Below are 15,710 nucleotides of genomic sequence, written 5' to 3'. Positions count from 1 at the left end.
CCTCAAAGTCAGGATGGCTAAAAGCGCACATTATATAGGGTTTTGCACGGGAGGGGGGGCGGGGAGCTGCCCGGCTGGCCGGCTCCTGCACTGGGCAGGAGCCGAGGCGGGATCAGTGAGTACGGGCGACGGCGAACTCGCTCAGCTCTACCAGGGCGTCGCGGTATTCGCTGGGTGGCAGGGCTTGCAGGCAAGTGATGGCGCGGGCGACATAGTCCCGGGCCAACTGCGCGGTGTATTCCAGGGAGCCTGAGGCTTCAACCGCCTCGCGAATGCTTTCCAGGTCCTCGATACCGCCTTTCTGAATCGCCTGGCGAACCAGGGCGGCCTGTTCCGGGGTGCCTTCGCGCATGGTGTAGATCAGCGGGAGTGTCGGTTTACCCTCCGCCAGGTCGTCGCCGACGTTCTTGCCCAGGGTCTCGGCGTCGCCGCGGTAGTCCAGCAAGTCGTCGACCAGTTGGAAGGCCACGCCCAGGTGGTCGCCAAAGGTGCGCAGGGCTTGCGCCTGTTCCTCGGTGGCGCCGGCGAGGGCCGCAGCACTGTGGGTCGAGGCTTCGAAGAGCATCGCGGTCTTGCCGCGGATGACTTCCATATAGGTTTCTTCGGTGGTGCTGGCGTCACGCACCTTGGACAGCTGCAGGACTTCGCCTTCGGCGATGATCCGCGTGGCCTGGGAAAGGATGCGCATGACCGGCATGGAGCCCAGTTCGACCATCATCTCGAAGGAGCGCGAGTACAGGAAATCACCCACCAGCACGCTGGGAGCGTTGCCCCACATGGCGTTGGCGGTCGAGCGGCCACGGCGCATGCCGGACATGTCGACCACGTCATCGTGCAGCAGGGTGGCGGTGTGCAGGAATTCGATGGTGGCGGCCAGCAGGCGCAGGTCATCGCCTTCGCGACCCAGGGCTTTGCCACACAACAACACCAACAGAGGACGCAGGCGCTTGCCTCCGGCCGAGGTGATGTAGTCGCCGATTTTCGATACCAGCGGTACTCGGGAAGTCAGCTGTTTCTTGATGATGCCGTCGACGGCGCTAAAATCGTCCGCCACCGCGCGGTAGAAAGCTTGGGGTTGCATCAGCGACAGGTGCTCCAGAAGGGTTGCGCGGCATGCTAGGACCCGCGTTGGCAGGTGTCAAGGCGCGGTCCGGGCTGGTCAAGGCCCCGGCCGGCCTGAATTTGCCAGGGTAAAACACTGGGATATAGTCATTCATGGCTGTTTAAGTCTGGTTTCAGTGCACCATTAACCTCCCCGGCACTGACCTGGGCACCGCCTCGCGCCGCCTGAACGGCACTTGCATCGCTATTGTGCCTTGCGTACAATCGCGCACCCTGAACTTCCTGGGCAGCACCTGCCTTACGCAATTGCACTTGGGCCGTTCCAGCCCCATGCAGCCATGCCAGCCAATACCTCTTCTTATAAAGAGCTGGGTGAGCAGGATTATCGGAGAAATACCATGTACGCAGTAATCGTTACCGGTGGTAAGCAATACAAGGTCGCTGAAGGTGAATACCTGAAGATCGAAAAACTGGAAATCGCCACCGGCGAATCCGTGACTTTTGACCGCGTTCTGTTGGTTGCCAATGGCGACGACGTGAACATCGGCGCACCTGTTGTTGCTGGCGCAACCGTCAAGGCTGAAGTGATCTCCCAAGGTCGTCACGATAAAGTCCGCATCATCAAGTTCCGTCGCCGTAAGCACCACATGAAGCGTATGGGCCACCGCCAGTGGTTCACCGAGATCAAAATCACCGGTATTCAGGCTTAATTACAGCCTAATTCCTCACTAGGAGAATTGAACTCATGGCACACAAAAAAGCTGGTGGTAGTACCCGTAACGGTCGCGACTCAGAAGCCAAACGCCTTGGCGTGAAGATGTATGGCGGCCAGAAAATCATTCCGGGCAACATCATCGTGCGTCAGCGCGGCACCCAATTCCACGCTGGCTACGGCGTTGGCATGGGTAAGGATCACACCCTCTTCGCGAAAATCGAAGGCGTGATCAAGTTTGAAGTAAAGGGCGCGTTCAACCGCCGTTACGTGAGCGTCGTCGCAGCTTAATTGCGCGATCGCTGGAAAAGCCCTGTCTCGCGACGGGGCTTTTTCGTTTGTGGGATGAGTCTCTTGCAAAACTGTTTGTATGGGCTGCCAGCGTTGGATGTTTCGGTCGTTGATTGAGGTCGCTGCGCTCATTTTTGCAAGAGTCTTATGTCTTGATTTTTTTCAGCTCGTCCGTGCGGCGAGAGGCGTTTGATTATGAAGTTTGTTGATGAAGTTTCGATCCGAGTAAAAGCTGGCGACGGCGGCAATGGCTGCATGAGTTTCCGTCGGGAAAAATTCATCGAGAACGGTGGACCCAACGGTGGTGATGGGGGTGATGGCGGTTCGATCTACATGATCGCCGACGAAAACCTCAATACCCTGGTGGATTACCGTTACACCCGGCACTTCGATGCCGAGCGTGGCTCCAACGGCGGCAGCACTGACTGCACCGGCAAGAAGGGTGAAGACCTGGAACTGCGGGTACCGGTGGGTACCACGATCATCGATGCCGGGACTCAGGAAGTCATTGGCGACCTGACCAAGGCGGGTCAGCGCCTGATGGTGGTGCAGGGCGGCTGGCACGGGCTGGGCAACACCCGTTTCAAATCCAGTACCAACCGTGCTCCGCGTCAGACGACGCCGGGCAAGCCGGGCGAGCAGCGTGATCTCAAGCTGGAATTGAAGGTGTTGGCCGACGTAGGTCTGCTGGGCTTGCCGAATGCCGGCAAGAGTACCTTTATTCGTTCGGTTTCTGCGGCCAAGCCGAAGGTGGCGGATTATCCATTCACCACCCTGGTGCCGAACCTGGGTGTGGTCAGTGTCGATCGTTGGAAAAGCTTTGTAATTGCCGATATCCCGGGTCTGATCGAGGGTGCGTCCGATGGTGCGGGTCTGGGGATTCGCTTCCTCAAGCACTTGGCGCGCACGCGTATCCTGCTGCACCTGGTAGACATGGCTCCGCTGGATGAAAGCAGCCCGGCGGATGCGGCAGAGGTGATTGTCAATGAGCTGGTCAAGTTCAGCCCGTCCCTGGCTGAGCGTGAGCGCTGGCTGGTGCTGAACAAGTGCGATCAGATCCTTGAGGAAGAGCATGAAGAGCGGGTCAAGGAAATCGTTGATCGCCTGGAGTGGACGGGGCCGGTGTATGTGATCTCGGCCATCTCCAAGGACGGCACCGAGCGCCTGAGTCGCGACATCATGCGCTACCTGGAAGATCGTGCTGATCGCCTGGCGGCCGACCCGGTCTTCGCGGACGAACTGGCCGAGCTGGATCAGCGCATCGAAGACGAGGCTCGTGCACAGTTGCAGGCTCTGGACGACCAGCGTGCCCTGCGCCGCAGCGGCGTGAAGAGCGTTCATGACATCGGTGACGACGATTGGGATGAAGAAGATGTGGATGATGAGGATGGTCCGGAAATCATCTACGTTCGCGACTGATTCTGTGGGCGCAGGCAGGCCTGCGAAGACGGTTTATCTGGTTTGATGCGGTGTTATCATCGCTGTCAGCCAGCTTTCAAGGCGCCGCTCATCTGAGCGGCGTTTTGGTGTCTGCAGGTCTAAATACGAATAACCCCATGAGTGGCGCTCGGTCGCGTCGCTCGCTGGCAAAGGTTGAATAAGATGCGGAGCAAGGTGACGGGTGCGCAACGCTGGGTCGTGAAGATCGGCAGCGCACTGCTGACGGCGGATGGCAAGGGGCTGGATCGCGCGGCAATGGGCGTGTGGGTCGAGCAGATGGTGGCCTTGCATGAGGCTGGCGTTGAGTTGGTGCTGGTTTCCTCTGGTGCAGTGGCGGCCGGTATGAGTCGCCTGGGCTGGACCGCACGACCGAGTGCGATGCATGAGCTGCAGGCGGCCGCGGCTATTGGCCAGATGGGCCTGGTGCAGGCCTGGGAGTCGAGCTTTGCCGAGCATGGCCGGCATACCGCGCAGATTCTGCTGACCCATGACGATCTCTCGGACCGCAAGCGTTACCTCAATGCCCGCAGTACTCTTCGGGCGCTGGTGGATCTCAAGGTCGTCCCGGTGATCAATGAGAATGACACCGTGGTAACCGATGAGATCCGCTTTGGCGATAACGACACGCTTGCGGCGCTGGTGGCCAACCTGGTGGAGGCTGACCTGCTGGTGATTCTCACGGATCGCGATGGCATGTTCGATGCTGATCCGCGCAGCAATCCCGATGCCCAGCTGATTTACGAGGCGCGGGCGGATGATCCGGCGCTGGATGCGGTGGCGGGTGGTACGGGCGGCGCTCTGGGGCGTGGCGGTATGCAGACCAAATTGCGCGCGGCGCGGCTGGCGGCGCGTTCCGGGGCCCATACCATCATTGTGGGTGGGCGTCTGGAGCGGGTGCTGGATCGGCTCAAGGCTGGCGAGCGTCTGGGGACCCTGCTGTCGCCGGAGCGCGGCATGCTGGCGGCGCGCAAGCAGTGGCTGGCCGGGCATCTGCAGACTCGTGGCACCCTGGTGCTGGATGCCGGGGCGGTATCGGCCCTGTCCCAGGGCAACAAGAGTTTGCTGCCGGTGGGGGTCAAGCAGGTCCAGGGTGGCTTCCGTCGCGGCGAAATGGTGGTTTGTGTGGCGCCTGATGGTCGCGAAATCGCTCGTGGCCTGGCCAACTACAGTGCGCTCGAGGCGCAAAAGATCATGGGGCGGCCGTCTGATGCGATCGTCGCTGTCCTGGGTTACATGGCTGAGCCGGAGCTGGTTCACCGCGATAATCTGATTCTGGTGTAAGTGGCGTAAGGAAAAGCGAATGCGCGTAGCAAAAGGATTGTTGGGTTTGTTCCTGGCGATGCCGTTCATGGTGTCGGCTGAAGAGATTGGCCAGGTATCCACGGTGTTCAAGTTTGTCGGGCCAAATGACCGGATCGTGGTCGAGGCGTTCGATGATCCCAAGGTCGAGGGTGTGACCTGTTATCTGTCGCGGGCCAAGACGGGTGGGCTCAAGGGTGGCCTGGGCTTGGCGGAGGATCGCGCCGAGGCTTCCATTGCCTGTCGCCAGGTGGGGCCGATTGCCTTCAAGGGTGAGCTCAAGGATGGCGATGAGGTGTTCAAGGAGCGCACGTCGCTGGTATTCAAGACCATGCAGGTGGTGCGTTTTCTCGACAAGAAGCGCAATACCCTGGTGTACCTGGTCTATAGCGATCGGCTGATCGAGGGCAGCCCGCAGAATGCGGTGACGGCGATCCCAATCCTACCGTGGCCTCATCAGTGATCATCTGAGTGTTGGCGGGCCGGTCTCGGTGGTAGTGGGGCTGGCTTGTTGGGGTGGTCAAATGGCAGGCAATAAAAAACCGACCCTTGGGTCGGTTTTTTAACAAGCGTGTCGCTTAGGCTGCAGCAGCAAGGTTCAGAGCCTTGATGTGGCCATTCAGACGACCTTTATGGCGAGCAGCTTTGTTCTTGTGGATGATGCCTTTATCGGCCATGCGGTCGATAACTGGCACGGCCAGAACGTAAGCAGCTTGAGCTTTTTCAGCGTCTTTTGCGTCGATGGCTTTAACTACATTCTTGATGTAGGTACGAACCATGGAACGCAGGCTGGCGTTGTGGCTGCGACGCTTCTCAGCCTGTTTTGCACGTTTTTTGGCGGAAGGTGTGTTGGCCACCGTCGAGCTCCTCGAAAGACTTTTTGGGAAATAGCAAACAAAATAGGCCGCGAATCATGCCGATGAGTTGAAGTCTTGTCAAGGGCGGGTGATGCGTTCCGCTGAGTGGTCGATCTGAAGAGGCGGGATATTTATTTCCGGCGCTTGACCTGTAAACTCGCGAGCTTTGGCTCTGTGCTGTTGCGGCGCGGAGTATCGCATAAGTAGGTGTCTGTTCGCCTGCTGTTTATCTACAAGGCGCAAAACCTTTTCATGAACCTGCTCAAGTCATTGGCCGCCGTCAGTTCCATCACGATGCTTTCCCGGGTCCTGGGGTTTGTACGTGACACCATCATTGCCCGCACCTTCGGTGCCGGCATGGCCACGGACGCCTTTTTCATCGCCTTCAAGCTGCCCAATCTGCTGCGGCGGATCTTCGCCGAAGGGGCTTTTTCCCAGGCCTTTGTGCCGATCCTCGCGGAGTACAAGAGCCAGCAGGGGGAGGAGGCCACGCGCACTTTCATTGCCTATGTCTCGGGCCTGTTGACCCTGGTGCTGGCGCTGGTCACGACCCTGGGCATCGTCGCCGCGCCCTGGGTCATCTGGGCTACGGCCCCGGGCTTTGTCGACTCGCCGGAAAAGTTCAGCCTCACCACTGACCTGCTACGGGTGACCTTTCCTTATATATTGCTGATCTCGCTGTCTTCCCTGGCCGGAGCGATCCTCAATACCTGGAACCGTTTCTCGGTGCCGGCCTTCGTACCGACCCTGCTCAACGTCAGCATGATCATCTTCGCGGTGTGGCTGACGCCGTATTTCGATCCGCCGGTGATGGCCCTGGGCTGGGCGGTGCTGGCCGGCGGCCTGGCGCAACTGCTCTATCAGCTGCCGCACCTGAAGAAGATCGGCATGCTGGTACTGCCGCGCCTGAACCTGCGGGATACCGGGGTCTGGCGGGTGCTCAAGCAGATGCTGCCGGCGATCCTCGGGGTTTCCGTGAGCCAGATATCCTTGATCATCAACACCATCTTCGCCTCGTTCCTGGTGGCGGGTTCGGTGTCCTGGATGTATTACGCCGACCGCCTCATGGAACTGCCCTCCGGCGTGCTGGGTGTCGCGTTGGGGACCATCCTGTTGCCGACCCTGGCCAAGACCTACGCCAGCAAGGATCGCCACGAGTATTCGCGGATCCTCGATTGGGGCCTGCGCCTGTGCTTCATCCTGGTGCTGCCCTGCTCCCTGGCGCTGGGTATTCTTGCCGAGCCGCTGACTGTGTCGCTGTTCCAGTACGGCGAGTTCAGCGCCTTCGATGCCGCCATGACCCAGCGGGCCCTGGTGGCCTACGCCGTGGGCCTGCTGGGCATCATCGTGATCAAGGTGCTGGCGCCGGGCTTCTATGCGCAACAGAACATCCGCACTCCGGTGAAAATCGCCATCTTCACTTTGATCGTCACTCAGTTGCTCAACCTGGCATTTATTGGGCCTTTCAAGCATGCCGGGCTGGCCCTGGCCATCAGCGCCGGGGCCTGCATCAATGCCGGGCTGTTGTTCTATCAGTTGCGCAAGCAGCAGATGTTCCAGCCGCAACCGGGTTGGGGGCTGTTTACCCTGAAGCTTCTGGTGGCGGTGGCGGTGATGTCGGCGGTACTGCTGGGCCTGATGCACTTCATGCCGGCCTGGGATCAGGGGCACATGCTGCAACGCTTCCTGCGCCTGGGGGGACTGGTAGTCGCGGGAGTAGTGGCCTATTTCGGCATGCTGGCGCTGTTGGGCTTCCGCCTGCGGCACTTCAATCGCAAGGCCTTGAACTGACGACTCTTGAGTCGTTGGCACCAGGCAGGCACTGGTTTTGTCGGTTCGATCACTTCGGGTGACGGTGCTGCCTGTCGTTGACCGCCGGGTGTGGTTATAATCGACCACTTTATGAGCAAGAAGCGCGTTATGCAGCTGGTTCGAGGCCTCCACAATCTGCGCCCCCAGCATCGGGGCTGCGTCGCCACTATTGGCAACTTTGACGGTGTTCACCGTGGTCACCAGGCTATCCTGGGCCGGCTGCGTGAACGTGCGCTCGAGTTGGGCGTGCCCAGCTGCGTGGTGATTTTCGAGCCGCAGCCGCGTGAATTCTTTGCCCCCGAGACCGCGCCGGCCCGCCTGGCCCGCCTGCGGGACAAGTTGCAGTTGCTGGCCGAGGAGGGCGTTGACCGGGTCCTGTGCCTGGCGTTCAACCAGCGCCTGAGCAAGCTCAGCGCCACCGAGTTCGTCGAGCGGATTCTGGTGAACGGCCTGGGGGTGCAGCACCTGGAGGTGGGTGACGACTTCCGCTTCGGTTGCGACCGGGTCGGCGACTTCGAGTTCCTGCAGCAGGCCGGCATCGCCCACGGGTTCACCGTCGAGGCTGCGCAAACGGTAGAGCTCGATGGCCTGCGGGTCAGCAGTACCCAGGTCCGCAATGCGCTGGCCGCCGCCGATTTTGCTCTGGCCGAGCGTCTGCTCGGTCGTCCGTACCGGATTGCCGGGCGGGTCCTGCATGGGCAGAAGCTGGCGCGCCAATTGGGCACGCCCACTGCCAATGTGCAATTGAAACGCCGTCGCGTGCCGCTTTCCGGGGTGTACCTGGTGAGTGTCGAGATCGGCGGCAAGATCTGGCCGGGAGTCGCCAATATCGGCGTCCGGCCTACGGTCGCAGGTGATGGCAAGGCCCACCTGGAAGTTCATCTTTTAGATTTTGCCGGCGATCTGTATGACCGGCGTTTGACGGTGGTTTTCCACCATAAGCTGCGTGAAGAGCAGCGTTTCGCCTCCCTGGAGGCGTTGAAGACGGCGATCAATGCGGATGTTGCCGCCGCCCGTGCCCAAGTGGCACGTATCCATAGCGCCAATCGCTAATGAAGAGCCTTAAATGACCGACTATAAAGCCACGCTAAACCTTCCGGACACCGCCTTCCCAATGAAGGCCGGCCTGCCCCAGCGCGAACCACAGATTCTGCAGCGTTGGGACAGCATTGGCCTGTACGGAAAGTTGCGCGAAATTGGCAAGGATCGTCCGAAGTTCGTTTTGCACGACGGCCCTCCGTACGCCAACGGCACGATCCATATCGGTCACGCGCTGAACAAGATTCTCAAGGACATGATCATCCGCTCGAAAACCCTTTCGGGTTTCGACGCACCCTACGTTCCGGGCTGGGACTGCCACGGTCTGCCGATCGAGCACAAGGTTGAAGTGACCCACGGCAAGAACCTGGGCGCGGACAAGACCCGCGAACTGTGCCGTGCCTACGCCACCGAGCAGATCGAAGGGCAGAAGACCGAGTTCATCCGCCTCGGCGTGCTCGGCGACTTCGCCAATCCTTACAAGACCATGGACTTCAAGAACGAGGCCGGCGAAATCCGCGCCCTCGCTGAAATCGTCAAGGGCGGTTTCGTGTTCAAGGGCTTGAAGCCTGTGAACTGGTGCTTCGACTGCGGTTCGGCACTGGCCGAAGCGGAAGTCGAGTACGAGAACAAGAAGTCCCCGACCATCGACGTTGCCTTCCCGATCGCCGACGAGGCCAAACTGGCTGCCGCGTTCGGCCTGCCGTCGCTGAGCAAGCCTGCCTCGATCGTGATCTGGACCACCACCCCGTGGACCATCCCGGCCAACCAGGCGCTGAACGTTCACCCGGAATTCACTTACGCACTGGTCGATATCGGCGACAAGCTGCTGGTGTTGGCTGAAGAGCTGGTCGAGTCTTGCCTGTCGCGCTATGGCGTTGAAGGCTCGGTCATCGCGACCACCACCGGTCAAGAACTGGACCTGATCAACTTCCGTCACCCGTTCTACGACCGCCTGTCGCCGATCTACCTGGCTGACTACGTGGAACTGGGCGCCGGCACTGGCGTGGTTCACTCCGCCCCGGCCTACGGTGTGGACGACTTCGTGACCTGCAAGAAGTACGGCATGGTCAACGACGACATCCTCAACCCGGTGCAGAGCAACGGTGTCTACGCGCCGTCGCTGGAGTTCTTCGGCGGCCAGTTCATCTGGAAGGCCAACCCGGCCATCGTTGAAAAGCTGACTGAAGTCGGTGCGCTGATGCACACCGAGACCATCAGCCACAGCTACATGCACTGCTGGCGCCACAAGACTCCGCTGATCTACCGCGCCACCGCGCAGTGGTTCATCGGCATGGACAAAGAGCCGGCCAGTGGCGACACCCTGCGGGTGCGCTCGCTCAAAGCCATCGAAGACACCAAGTTCGTTCCGGCCTGGGGCCAGGCACGTCTGCACTCGATGATCGCCAACCGTCCAGACTGGTGCATCTCCCGTCAGCGCAACTGGGGCGTGCCGATCCCGTTCTTCCTGAACAAGGAAAGCGGCGAGCTGCACCCACGTACCGTCGAACTGATGGAAGAAGTTGCCAAGCGCGTTGAAGTCGAAGGCATCGAGGCGTGGTTCAAGATGGACGCCGCCGAACTGCTGGGCGACGAAGCGCCGCTGTACGACAAGATCAGCGATACCCTCGACGTCTGGTTCGACTCGGGGACCACGCATTGGCACGTCCTGCGCGGTTCGCACCCGATGGGCCACGAAACCGGCCCGCGTGCCGACCTGTACCTGGAAGGTTCGGACCAGCATCGCGGCTGGTTCCACTCGTCCCTGCTGACCGGTTGCGCCATCGACAATCACGCGCCATACCGTGAGCTGCTGACCCACGGCTTCACCGTCGATGAGTCCGGCCGCAAGATGTCCAAATCCCTGGGCAACGTGATCGCGCCGCAGAAGGTCAACGACACCCTGGGCGCCGACATCATGCGTCTGTGGGTCGCCTCGACCGACTACTCCGGCGAAATGGCCGTGTCCGAGCAGATCCTGCAGCGCAGTGCGGACGCCTATCGGCGTATCCGTAACACCGCACGTTTCCTGCTTTCCAACCTGACCGGTTTCAACCCGGCCACCGACCTGCTGCCGGCTGACGAAATGCTCGCCCTGGATCGCTGGGCAGTGGACCGTACCCTGCTGCTGCAACGCGAGTTGCAAGAGCATTACGGCGAATACCGCTTCTGGAACGTCTACTCCAAGGTCCACAACTTCTGCGTGCAGGAGCTGGGTGGTTTCTACCTCGACATCATCAAGGACCGCCAATACACCACTGGCGCCGACAGCAAGGCGCGCCGTTCCTGCCAGACCGCGCTGTTCCACATCTCCGAAGCGCTGGTGCGCTGGATCGCGCCGATCCTTGCCTTCACCGCCGACGAACTGTGGCAGTACCTGCCGGGCGAGCGTAACGAATCGGTCATGCTCAACACCTGGTACGAAGGTCTGACCGAGCTGCCGGAAGGCTTCGAGCTGGGTCGTGCCTACTGGGACCGCATCATGGAAGTGAAAGTGGCGGTCAACAAAGAGATGGAGATCCAGCGTGCGGCCAAAGCCGTCGGTGGCAACCTGCAAGCCGAAGTGACGTTGTTTGCCGAAGAGGCGCTGAGCGCCGACCTGGCCAAGCTGAGCAACGAGCTGCGCTTTGTCCTGATCACCTCCACTGCAAGCGTTGCACCTTTGCAGCAGGCGCCGGCGGATGCGGTGGTCACCGAAGTCAGTGGCCTGAAGCTGAAGATCGTCAAGTCGGCCTTCCCGAAATGCGCCCGTTGCTGGCATTGCCGCGAAGACGTCGGCGTGAACCCGGAGCATCCGGAAATCTGCGGTCGTTGTGTCGACAACATCAGCGGCACTGGCGAGGTCCGTCACTATGCCTAATGCCGTTGGCCGTTTCGGACGGTTGAGCTGGCTCTGGTTGAGTTTGCTGGTTCTGGTCATCGACCAGGCCAGCAAGTTCTACTTCGAAGGCAAGCTTGAGATGTACCAGCAGATCGTGATCATTCCTGATTACTTCAGCTGGACCCTGGCCTACAACACCGGCGCGGCCTTCAGCTTCCTGGCTGACAGCTCCGGCTGGCAGCGCTGGCTGTTCGCCTTGATCGCGATCGTGGTCAGTGCGGTGCTGGTGGTCTGGCTCAAGCGCCTGGGGCGCAACGAGACCTGGCTGGCCATCGCCCTGGCCCTGGTGCTGGGCGGTGCCCTGGGCAACTTGTATGACCGCATCGCCCTGGGCCATGTGATCGATTTCATCCTGGTGCACTGGCAGAACCGCTGGTACTTCCCGGCATTCAATTTCGCCGACAGTGCCATCACCGTCGGCGCGGTGATGCTGGCCCTGGATATGTTCAAGAGCAAGAAAACCGGAGAAACCGTTCATGACTGAACAGGTATTGGCTGAACAACGCATCGGTCAGAACACGGAAGTCACTTTGCATTTCGCACTGCGCCTGGAAAACGGCGACACCGTGGACAGCACGTTCGACAAGGCTCCGGCGACCTTCAAGGTCGGCGATGGCAACCTGCTTCCCGGGTTCGAAGCGGCGCTGTTCGGTTTCAAGGCCGGTGACCAGCGCACCCTGACCATCGAGCCGGAAAACGCCTTTGGCCAGCCCAACCCGCAGAACGTGCAGGTCATCCCGCGCTCGCAGTTCCAGGACATGGAACTGTCGGAAGGCTTGCTGGTGATCTTCAACGACGCGGCGAACACTGAATTGCCTGGCGTGGTCAAAGCCTTCGATGACGCTCAGGTCACCGTCGACTTCAACCACCCGTTGGCGGGCAAGACCTTGACCTTCGATGTCGAGATCATCGACGTCAAGGCGCTTTGATCCTGTAGGAGCGAGCTGGCTCGCGATGTGTGCCAGGCGTTGGCTTCAACGCCGACTGGCCAGGCAGCATCGTCGATACGCTCGCTCCGACATGTAGTTTTCTACCGTTTTCGTTACTTCTTGCGCGCAAGACACGAGGCACAGCATGCAAATCAAACTCGCCAACCCCCGTGGCTTCTGCGCCGGTGTGGACCGGGCGATCGAAATCGTCAATCGTGCCCTGGAGGTCTTCGGGCCGCCGATCTATGTGCGCCATGAAGTGGTGCACAACAAATTTGTCGTCGAAGACCTGCGCAATCGTGGGGCGATCTTCGTCGAAGAGCTGGACCAGGTACCGGATGACGTCATCGTCATCTTCAGTGCCCACGGCGTTTCCCAGGCGGTACGCAGTGAAGCGGCAGGTCGTGGCCTCAAGGTCTTCGACGCCACTTGCCCGCTGGTGACCAAGGTGCATATCGAAGTGGCGCGCTACAGCCGCGACGGTCGTGAGTGCATCCTCATCGGTCACGCCGGCCACCCCGAGGTCGAGGGCACCATGGGCCAGTACGACGCCAGCAACGGTGGCGCCATCTACCTGGTGGAAGATGAAAAGGACGTGGCCGACCTGCAGGTCCGCAACCCCGAGCGCCTGGCGTTCGTGACCCAGACCACCTTGTCCATGGATGACACCAGCCGGGTGATCGACGCCTTGCGTGCGCGTTTCCCGGCCATCGGCGGGCCGCGCAAGGATGACATCTGCTATGCCACGCAAAACCGCCAGGATGCGGTCAAGCAACTGGCCGACGAGTGCGATGTGGTGCTGGTGGTGGGCAGCCCCAACAGTTCCAACTCCAACCGCCTGCGTGAGCTGGCCGAACGCATGGCCACCCCGGCCTACCTCATCGACGGCGCCGAAGACCTGCAACGCAGCTGGTTCGACGGTGTCGAGCGCATCGGCATTACCGCAGGGGCTTCGGCCCCGGAAGTCCTGGTGCGCGGGGTGATCCAGCAGTTGCAGGCCTGGGGCGCCACCGGCGCCGATGAACTGGCCGGTCGTGAAGAGAACATCACCTTCTCCATGCCCAAGGAGTTGCGGGTTCGTTCCTTGCTCTGATCAGCCCGATCCCGCGCACAGGGCCTGCTCGGCGAACTCGCTGCGCAGGCTGACCCGGCCACTGCGTGATAGCACCACCTGATGACGGCTGTATTCCTGGTCGGCCTGGCAGACATGCAGCGTGCCGGCCTGGAAGGCCCCACCGGGCAGCAACGGGTTGCCCTGGGCGCTGAAGCGTACAAAATCCTGCACCGGGCGGTTGCCCACTATCATCACTTGCCCACCGCTCTGGCGTTCGATCAGCAGCGGGTTCTCCGGGTCTTGTGCGCCCTTGCCGCTGATATCCAGAACGATTCGCCAGCCGCGGCTCCAGTCGCCTTCCAGGCTGTGGATCAGTGCCGTGCGCTGATGCAGGATCGCTGCGGCCCTGGCGCTGCGCAGGCCGCTGGCGAGCATCTGGGCGCTGTCCTGTTGGCGCTGGGAATGCAGCAGTTCGCTGAAGGCCGCGCTGGCTGGCGGCAGCAACAGCATCAGCAGTGCCATTGCGGTCAGTAGTTCAATCAGGCTGAAGCCCTTTTCATGCATGGTCCTCCCCTCCCTGGGAATGGCGCTTTCACGCGATCCGTGCGTGAGCATTGAGCAAATTGCCGAAGTGCCGGTCTATGACTGATCGAGGCGCTTGCCTGTTATAGCCGAAGACGCTTTCAAGGCCGGCCATGAATTTGCGTACAAAGGGTTTCACCTTGCTGGAGTTGCTCATCGCCCTGGCCGTTGCGGGCCTGCTGCTCGGGCTGTCGCTGCCGGCCTATCGCACCACCGTGCAGCGTAACCGCGCCGATAGCGAAGCCCAGCAGCTGCGCCAGGCCCTGAGTTATGCGCGCCTGGAGGCGATCAGCCGTGGCCAGGCCACCCGGATTCGCCCCGTTGCTGAAAGTGGGGACTGGAGCCGCGGGTTGACGGTGTACACCGGTCGCGAGCCCGCGGGCAATGTATTGCGGGTTGTTCCGGCCATCAGCCCTGGGGCGACTCTGACGCTAACCTCAAGACTCGACAGCATTGATTTCAATCGCCACGGCGGACTGGCGGCAGAGCGCGCATTGCACATCGTCTATGAGCTGGATCAGCAGCGTCGGGTGATCAATGTCTGTCTCAATGGGCGGGTGGTCGTGGTGGGGGGCTGCGAATGAAGGAGCGGCATGCACAGGACGGCATGACCCTGATCGAGGTGCTGGTGGCATTGCTGATTCTCGCCGTGGGGCTGCTGGGAGCGGCGGCCGTGCAGATCAAGGCATTGCAGTTCACCGATAGCGCGCGGATGAGCACCCAGGCCAGTTTCATTGCCTATGACATGCTGGACCGGATCCGTGCCAATGCGGCGGCCGACTACACGGCAGAGGCCCCCACCGACGGCAATCCTGGCAACATTCGCGACCAGGACCTGCAGGACTTCGCCCGCAATGTGGCGAATTTTGGCGGCCCCGATGCCAAGGGCAGCATCAGCTTCAGCCAGCGGGTCTACACCGTGCGCATCACCTGGGATGACTCCCGTGCCGAAGGCCGCGCGGGCAACCCGCGTAGCCTGGAACTCAGTAGCCGGGTGGCGGCGGAGCCGGGAGGAGGGCCATGAATCCTGGCAGCAAGGGCTTCGGTCTGGTGGAGATGATGCTGGCGCTGGCCTTGAGCCTGGTAGTGGTGCTCGGGGTGGCCCAGGTATTCATCGCGGCGAAGAACACCTACCTCAGCCAGAATGCCTCGGCCGTCCTGCAGGAAGATGCTCGCTTTGTGCTCAGCAAGATGCTCCAGGAGATTCGCATGGCGGGCCTGGCCGGTTGCATGCGAACCATTACCGATGCCAGTACGGCAAAGGAGTTCTCCCGCTTTGGGATGACCCCGGTTCAGTGGGACCAAGGCGAACAGAAGCTGACCCTGGTCACTGCCGATATTGGCGAGGAGGGTGGCATCCCGACCTGGAGCCTGGTTACCGATTGTCAGCGGGGCGCCGTCGTTTACTCGGGTGCCCATGGTGCTACGGGGGCCGAGCAGGTGTTCGCGCTGCGCCGGCTTTTCTATAGCTTCAAGAACCATCAACTGCTTTTGGGCAGCGGTCTGGGCAAGCAGCAGGCGGTGCTGCTCGATAACGTCGAGACGTTCGAGGTGAGTTTCGGCATGGCCCGTAGCGCAACGGACATTGCTGCCTCCCATTACAGCCGCAATCCGGGGGACCCGGCACGCATACGCAGCGTGCGCTTGCACCTGACCCTGGCCGACCCCGAAGGCCGCGTACGGCCACAGAGTTTCACGGTGGCGGCAGCCTTGCGCAACAGGTTGCCCTGATGAGTTGCCCATCCGGTTTGGC

The 15,710-nt window shown here is 61.1% G+C and carries 17 protein-coding genes; 14 read left to right on the top strand and 3 right to left on the bottom strand.

Going from position 1 to position 15,710, the window contains the following annotated elements; translation table 11 throughout:
- Positions 1–112: 112 nt before the first annotated feature.
- Positions 113–1,081: a polyprenyl synthetase family protein gene (locus ACZ5BO_RS30255; RefSeq protein WP_464697303.1), complete on the bottom strand. Its 969-nt coding sequence runs from the start codon at positions 1,079–1,081 to the stop codon at positions 113–115.
- Between the two features lie 379 nt (positions 1,082–1,460).
- Between ACZ5BO_RS30255 and rplU the strand changes: the two genes are divergently transcribed.
- The 5 genes from rplU (at position 1,461) to ACZ5BO_RS30230 (ending at position 5,267) form a co-directional block, all read left to right on the top strand.
- Positions 1,461–1,772, top strand: coding sequence for a 50S ribosomal protein L21 (gene rplU / locus ACZ5BO_RS30250; protein ID WP_007924746.1), 312 nt, complete (start codon positions 1,461–1,463; stop codon positions 1,770–1,772).
- 35 nt (positions 1,773–1,807) lie between these two features.
- The gene (gene rpmA, locus ACZ5BO_RS30245; RefSeq protein ID WP_003176049.1) at positions 1,808–2,065 is read left to right on the top strand and encodes a 50S ribosomal protein L27; all 258 of its coding nucleotides are present in this window, start codon (positions 1,808–1,810) and stop codon (positions 2,063–2,065) included.
- Between the two features lie 195 nt (positions 2,066–2,260).
- The gene (gene cgtA, locus ACZ5BO_RS30240) at positions 2,261–3,484 is read left to right on the top strand and encodes an Obg family GTPase CgtA (protein ID WP_025129184.1); all 1,224 of its coding nucleotides are present in this window, start codon (positions 2,261–2,263) and stop codon (positions 3,482–3,484) included.
- Between the two features lie 183 nt (positions 3,485–3,667).
- Positions 3,668–4,786: a glutamate 5-kinase gene (gene proB, locus ACZ5BO_RS30235; RefSeq protein ID WP_464697302.1), complete on the top strand. Its 1,119-nt coding sequence runs from the start codon at positions 3,668–3,670 to the stop codon at positions 4,784–4,786.
- 19 nt (positions 4,787–4,805) lie between these two features.
- A complete protein-coding gene (locus tag ACZ5BO_RS30230) occupies positions 4,806–5,267 on the top strand; it encodes a CreA family protein (RefSeq protein ID WP_464697301.1) in 462 nt (153 codons plus the stop codon).
- 115 nt (positions 5,268–5,382) lie between these two features.
- On the opposite strand, the gene rpsT is transcribed toward ACZ5BO_RS30230, so the two are convergent.
- Complete coding sequence (rpsT, locus tag ACZ5BO_RS30225) at positions 5,383–5,661, bottom strand: 30S ribosomal protein S20 (RefSeq protein ID WP_003215870.1); 279 nt, start codon at positions 5,659–5,661, stop codon at positions 5,383–5,385.
- 252 nt (positions 5,662–5,913) lie between these two features.
- On the opposite strand from rpsT, the gene murJ reads away from it, so the two are divergent.
- From murJ to ispH, 6 genes are all read left to right on the top strand, one after another.
- Positions 5,914–7,452, top strand: a complete 1,539-nt coding sequence (gene murJ / locus ACZ5BO_RS30220) for a murein biosynthesis integral membrane protein MurJ (RefSeq protein WP_025129181.1) — start codon at positions 5,914–5,916, stop codon at positions 7,450–7,452.
- A 129-nt stretch (positions 7,453–7,581) separates the two neighbouring features.
- Positions 7,582–8,526, top strand: a complete 945-nt coding sequence (ribF, locus tag ACZ5BO_RS30215) for a bifunctional riboflavin kinase/FAD synthetase (protein ID WP_464697300.1) — start codon at positions 7,582–7,584, stop codon at positions 8,524–8,526.
- 13 nt (positions 8,527–8,539) lie between these two features.
- Positions 8,540–11,371 (top strand): isoleucine--tRNA ligase, encoded by a 2,832-nt coding sequence (gene ileS, locus ACZ5BO_RS30210; RefSeq protein WP_464697299.1) that lies wholly within the window; start codon positions 8,540–8,542, stop codon positions 11,369–11,371.
- A complete protein-coding gene (gene lspA, locus ACZ5BO_RS30205) occupies positions 11,364–11,876 on the top strand; it encodes a signal peptidase II (protein ID WP_025129178.1) in 513 nt (170 codons plus the stop codon). The genes ileS and lspA overlap by 8 nt, the downstream gene beginning before the upstream one ends.
- A 7-nt stretch (positions 11,877–11,883) precedes the next feature.
- Complete coding sequence (gene fkpB / locus ACZ5BO_RS30200) at positions 11,884–12,321, top strand: FKBP-type peptidyl-prolyl cis-trans isomerase (protein WP_177330279.1); 438 nt, start codon at positions 11,884–11,886, stop codon at positions 12,319–12,321.
- Positions 12,322–12,466: 145 nt separating this feature from the next.
- Entirely contained in the window at positions 12,467–13,414 is a 948-nt protein-coding gene (gene ispH, locus ACZ5BO_RS30195; protein WP_025129176.1) for a 4-hydroxy-3-methylbut-2-enyl diphosphate reductase, read from the top strand.
- On the opposite strand, the gene ACZ5BO_RS30190 is transcribed toward ispH, so the two are convergent.
- On the bottom strand, positions 13,415–13,939 hold the full coding sequence (locus ACZ5BO_RS30190) for a GspH/FimT family protein (RefSeq protein ID WP_464697298.1): 525 nt from the start codon (positions 13,937–13,939) through the stop codon (positions 13,415–13,417). It abuts the gene before it with no gap.
- Positions 13,940–14,070: 131 nt separating this feature from the next.
- On the opposite strand from ACZ5BO_RS30190, the gene ACZ5BO_RS30185 reads away from it, so the two are divergent.
- From ACZ5BO_RS30185 to ACZ5BO_RS30175, 3 genes are read left to right on the top strand one after another with little or no spacing between them, the layout of a single operon-like run.
- Positions 14,071–14,541: a GspH/FimT family pseudopilin gene (locus ACZ5BO_RS30185; RefSeq protein ID WP_464697296.1), complete on the top strand. Its 471-nt coding sequence runs from the start codon at positions 14,071–14,073 to the stop codon at positions 14,539–14,541.
- Positions 14,538–14,981, top strand: coding sequence for a type IV pilus modification protein PilV (gene pilV, locus ACZ5BO_RS30180; protein WP_029978436.1), 444 nt, complete (start codon positions 14,538–14,540; stop codon positions 14,979–14,981). Before ACZ5BO_RS30185 ends, pilV begins: the two co-directional genes overlap by 4 nt.
- Positions 14,978–15,688, top strand: a complete 711-nt coding sequence (locus tag ACZ5BO_RS30175; protein WP_025129172.1) for a PilW family protein — start codon at positions 14,978–14,980, stop codon at positions 15,686–15,688. The genes pilV and ACZ5BO_RS30175 overlap by 4 nt, the downstream gene beginning before the upstream one ends.
- The last annotated feature ends 22 nt before the right edge of the window (positions 15,689–15,710 follow it).

The sequence above is a fragment of the Pseudomonas sp. FFPRI_1 genome, assembly GCF_055384485.1.
Note: the sequence above shows the minus strand (reverse complement) of the source record. Positions and strands in the feature narration are given on the sequence as shown.

Bases quoted from the DNA above. Each gene is read 5' to 3' on its own strand.
- ACZ5BO_RS30255 (WP_464697303.1), bottom strand. From the start codon at position 1,081: ATGCAACCCCAAGCTTTCTACCGCGCGGTGGCGGACGATTTTAGCGCC.
- rplU (WP_007924746.1), top strand. From the start codon at position 1,461: ATGTACGCAGTAATCGTTACCGGTGGTAAGCAATACAAGGTCGCTGAA.
- rpmA (WP_003176049.1), top strand. From the start codon at position 1,808: ATGGCACACAAAAAAGCTGGTGGTAGTACCCGTAACGGTCGCGACTCA.
- cgtA (WP_025129184.1), top strand. From the start codon at position 2,261: ATGAAGTTTGTTGATGAAGTTTCGATCCGAGTAAAAGCTGGCGACGGC.
- proB (WP_464697302.1), top strand. From the start codon at position 3,668: ATGCGGAGCAAGGTGACGGGTGCGCAACGCTGGGTCGTGAAGATCGGC.
- ACZ5BO_RS30230 (WP_464697301.1), top strand. From the start codon at position 4,806: ATGCGCGTAGCAAAAGGATTGTTGGGTTTGTTCCTGGCGATGCCGTTC.
- murJ (WP_025129181.1), top strand. From the start codon at position 5,914: ATGAACCTGCTCAAGTCATTGGCCGCCGTCAGTTCCATCACGATGCTT.
- ribF (WP_464697300.1), top strand. From the start codon at position 7,582: ATGCAGCTGGTTCGAGGCCTCCACAATCTGCGCCCCCAGCATCGGGGC.
- ileS (WP_464697299.1), top strand. From the start codon at position 8,540: ATGACCGACTATAAAGCCACGCTAAACCTTCCGGACACCGCCTTCCCA.
- lspA (WP_025129178.1), top strand. From the start codon at position 11,364: ATGCCTAATGCCGTTGGCCGTTTCGGACGGTTGAGCTGGCTCTGGTTG.
- ispH (WP_025129176.1), top strand. From the start codon at position 12,467: ATGCAAATCAAACTCGCCAACCCCCGTGGCTTCTGCGCCGGTGTGGAC.
- ACZ5BO_RS30190 (WP_464697298.1), bottom strand. From the start codon at position 13,939: ATGCATGAAAAGGGCTTCAGCCTGATTGAACTACTGACCGCAATGGCA.
- ACZ5BO_RS30185 (WP_464697296.1), top strand. From the start codon at position 14,071: ATGAATTTGCGTACAAAGGGTTTCACCTTGCTGGAGTTGCTCATCGCC.
- pilV (WP_029978436.1), top strand. From the start codon at position 14,538: ATGAAGGAGCGGCATGCACAGGACGGCATGACCCTGATCGAGGTGCTG.
- ACZ5BO_RS30175 (WP_025129172.1), top strand. From the start codon at position 14,978: ATGAATCCTGGCAGCAAGGGCTTCGGTCTGGTGGAGATGATGCTGGCG.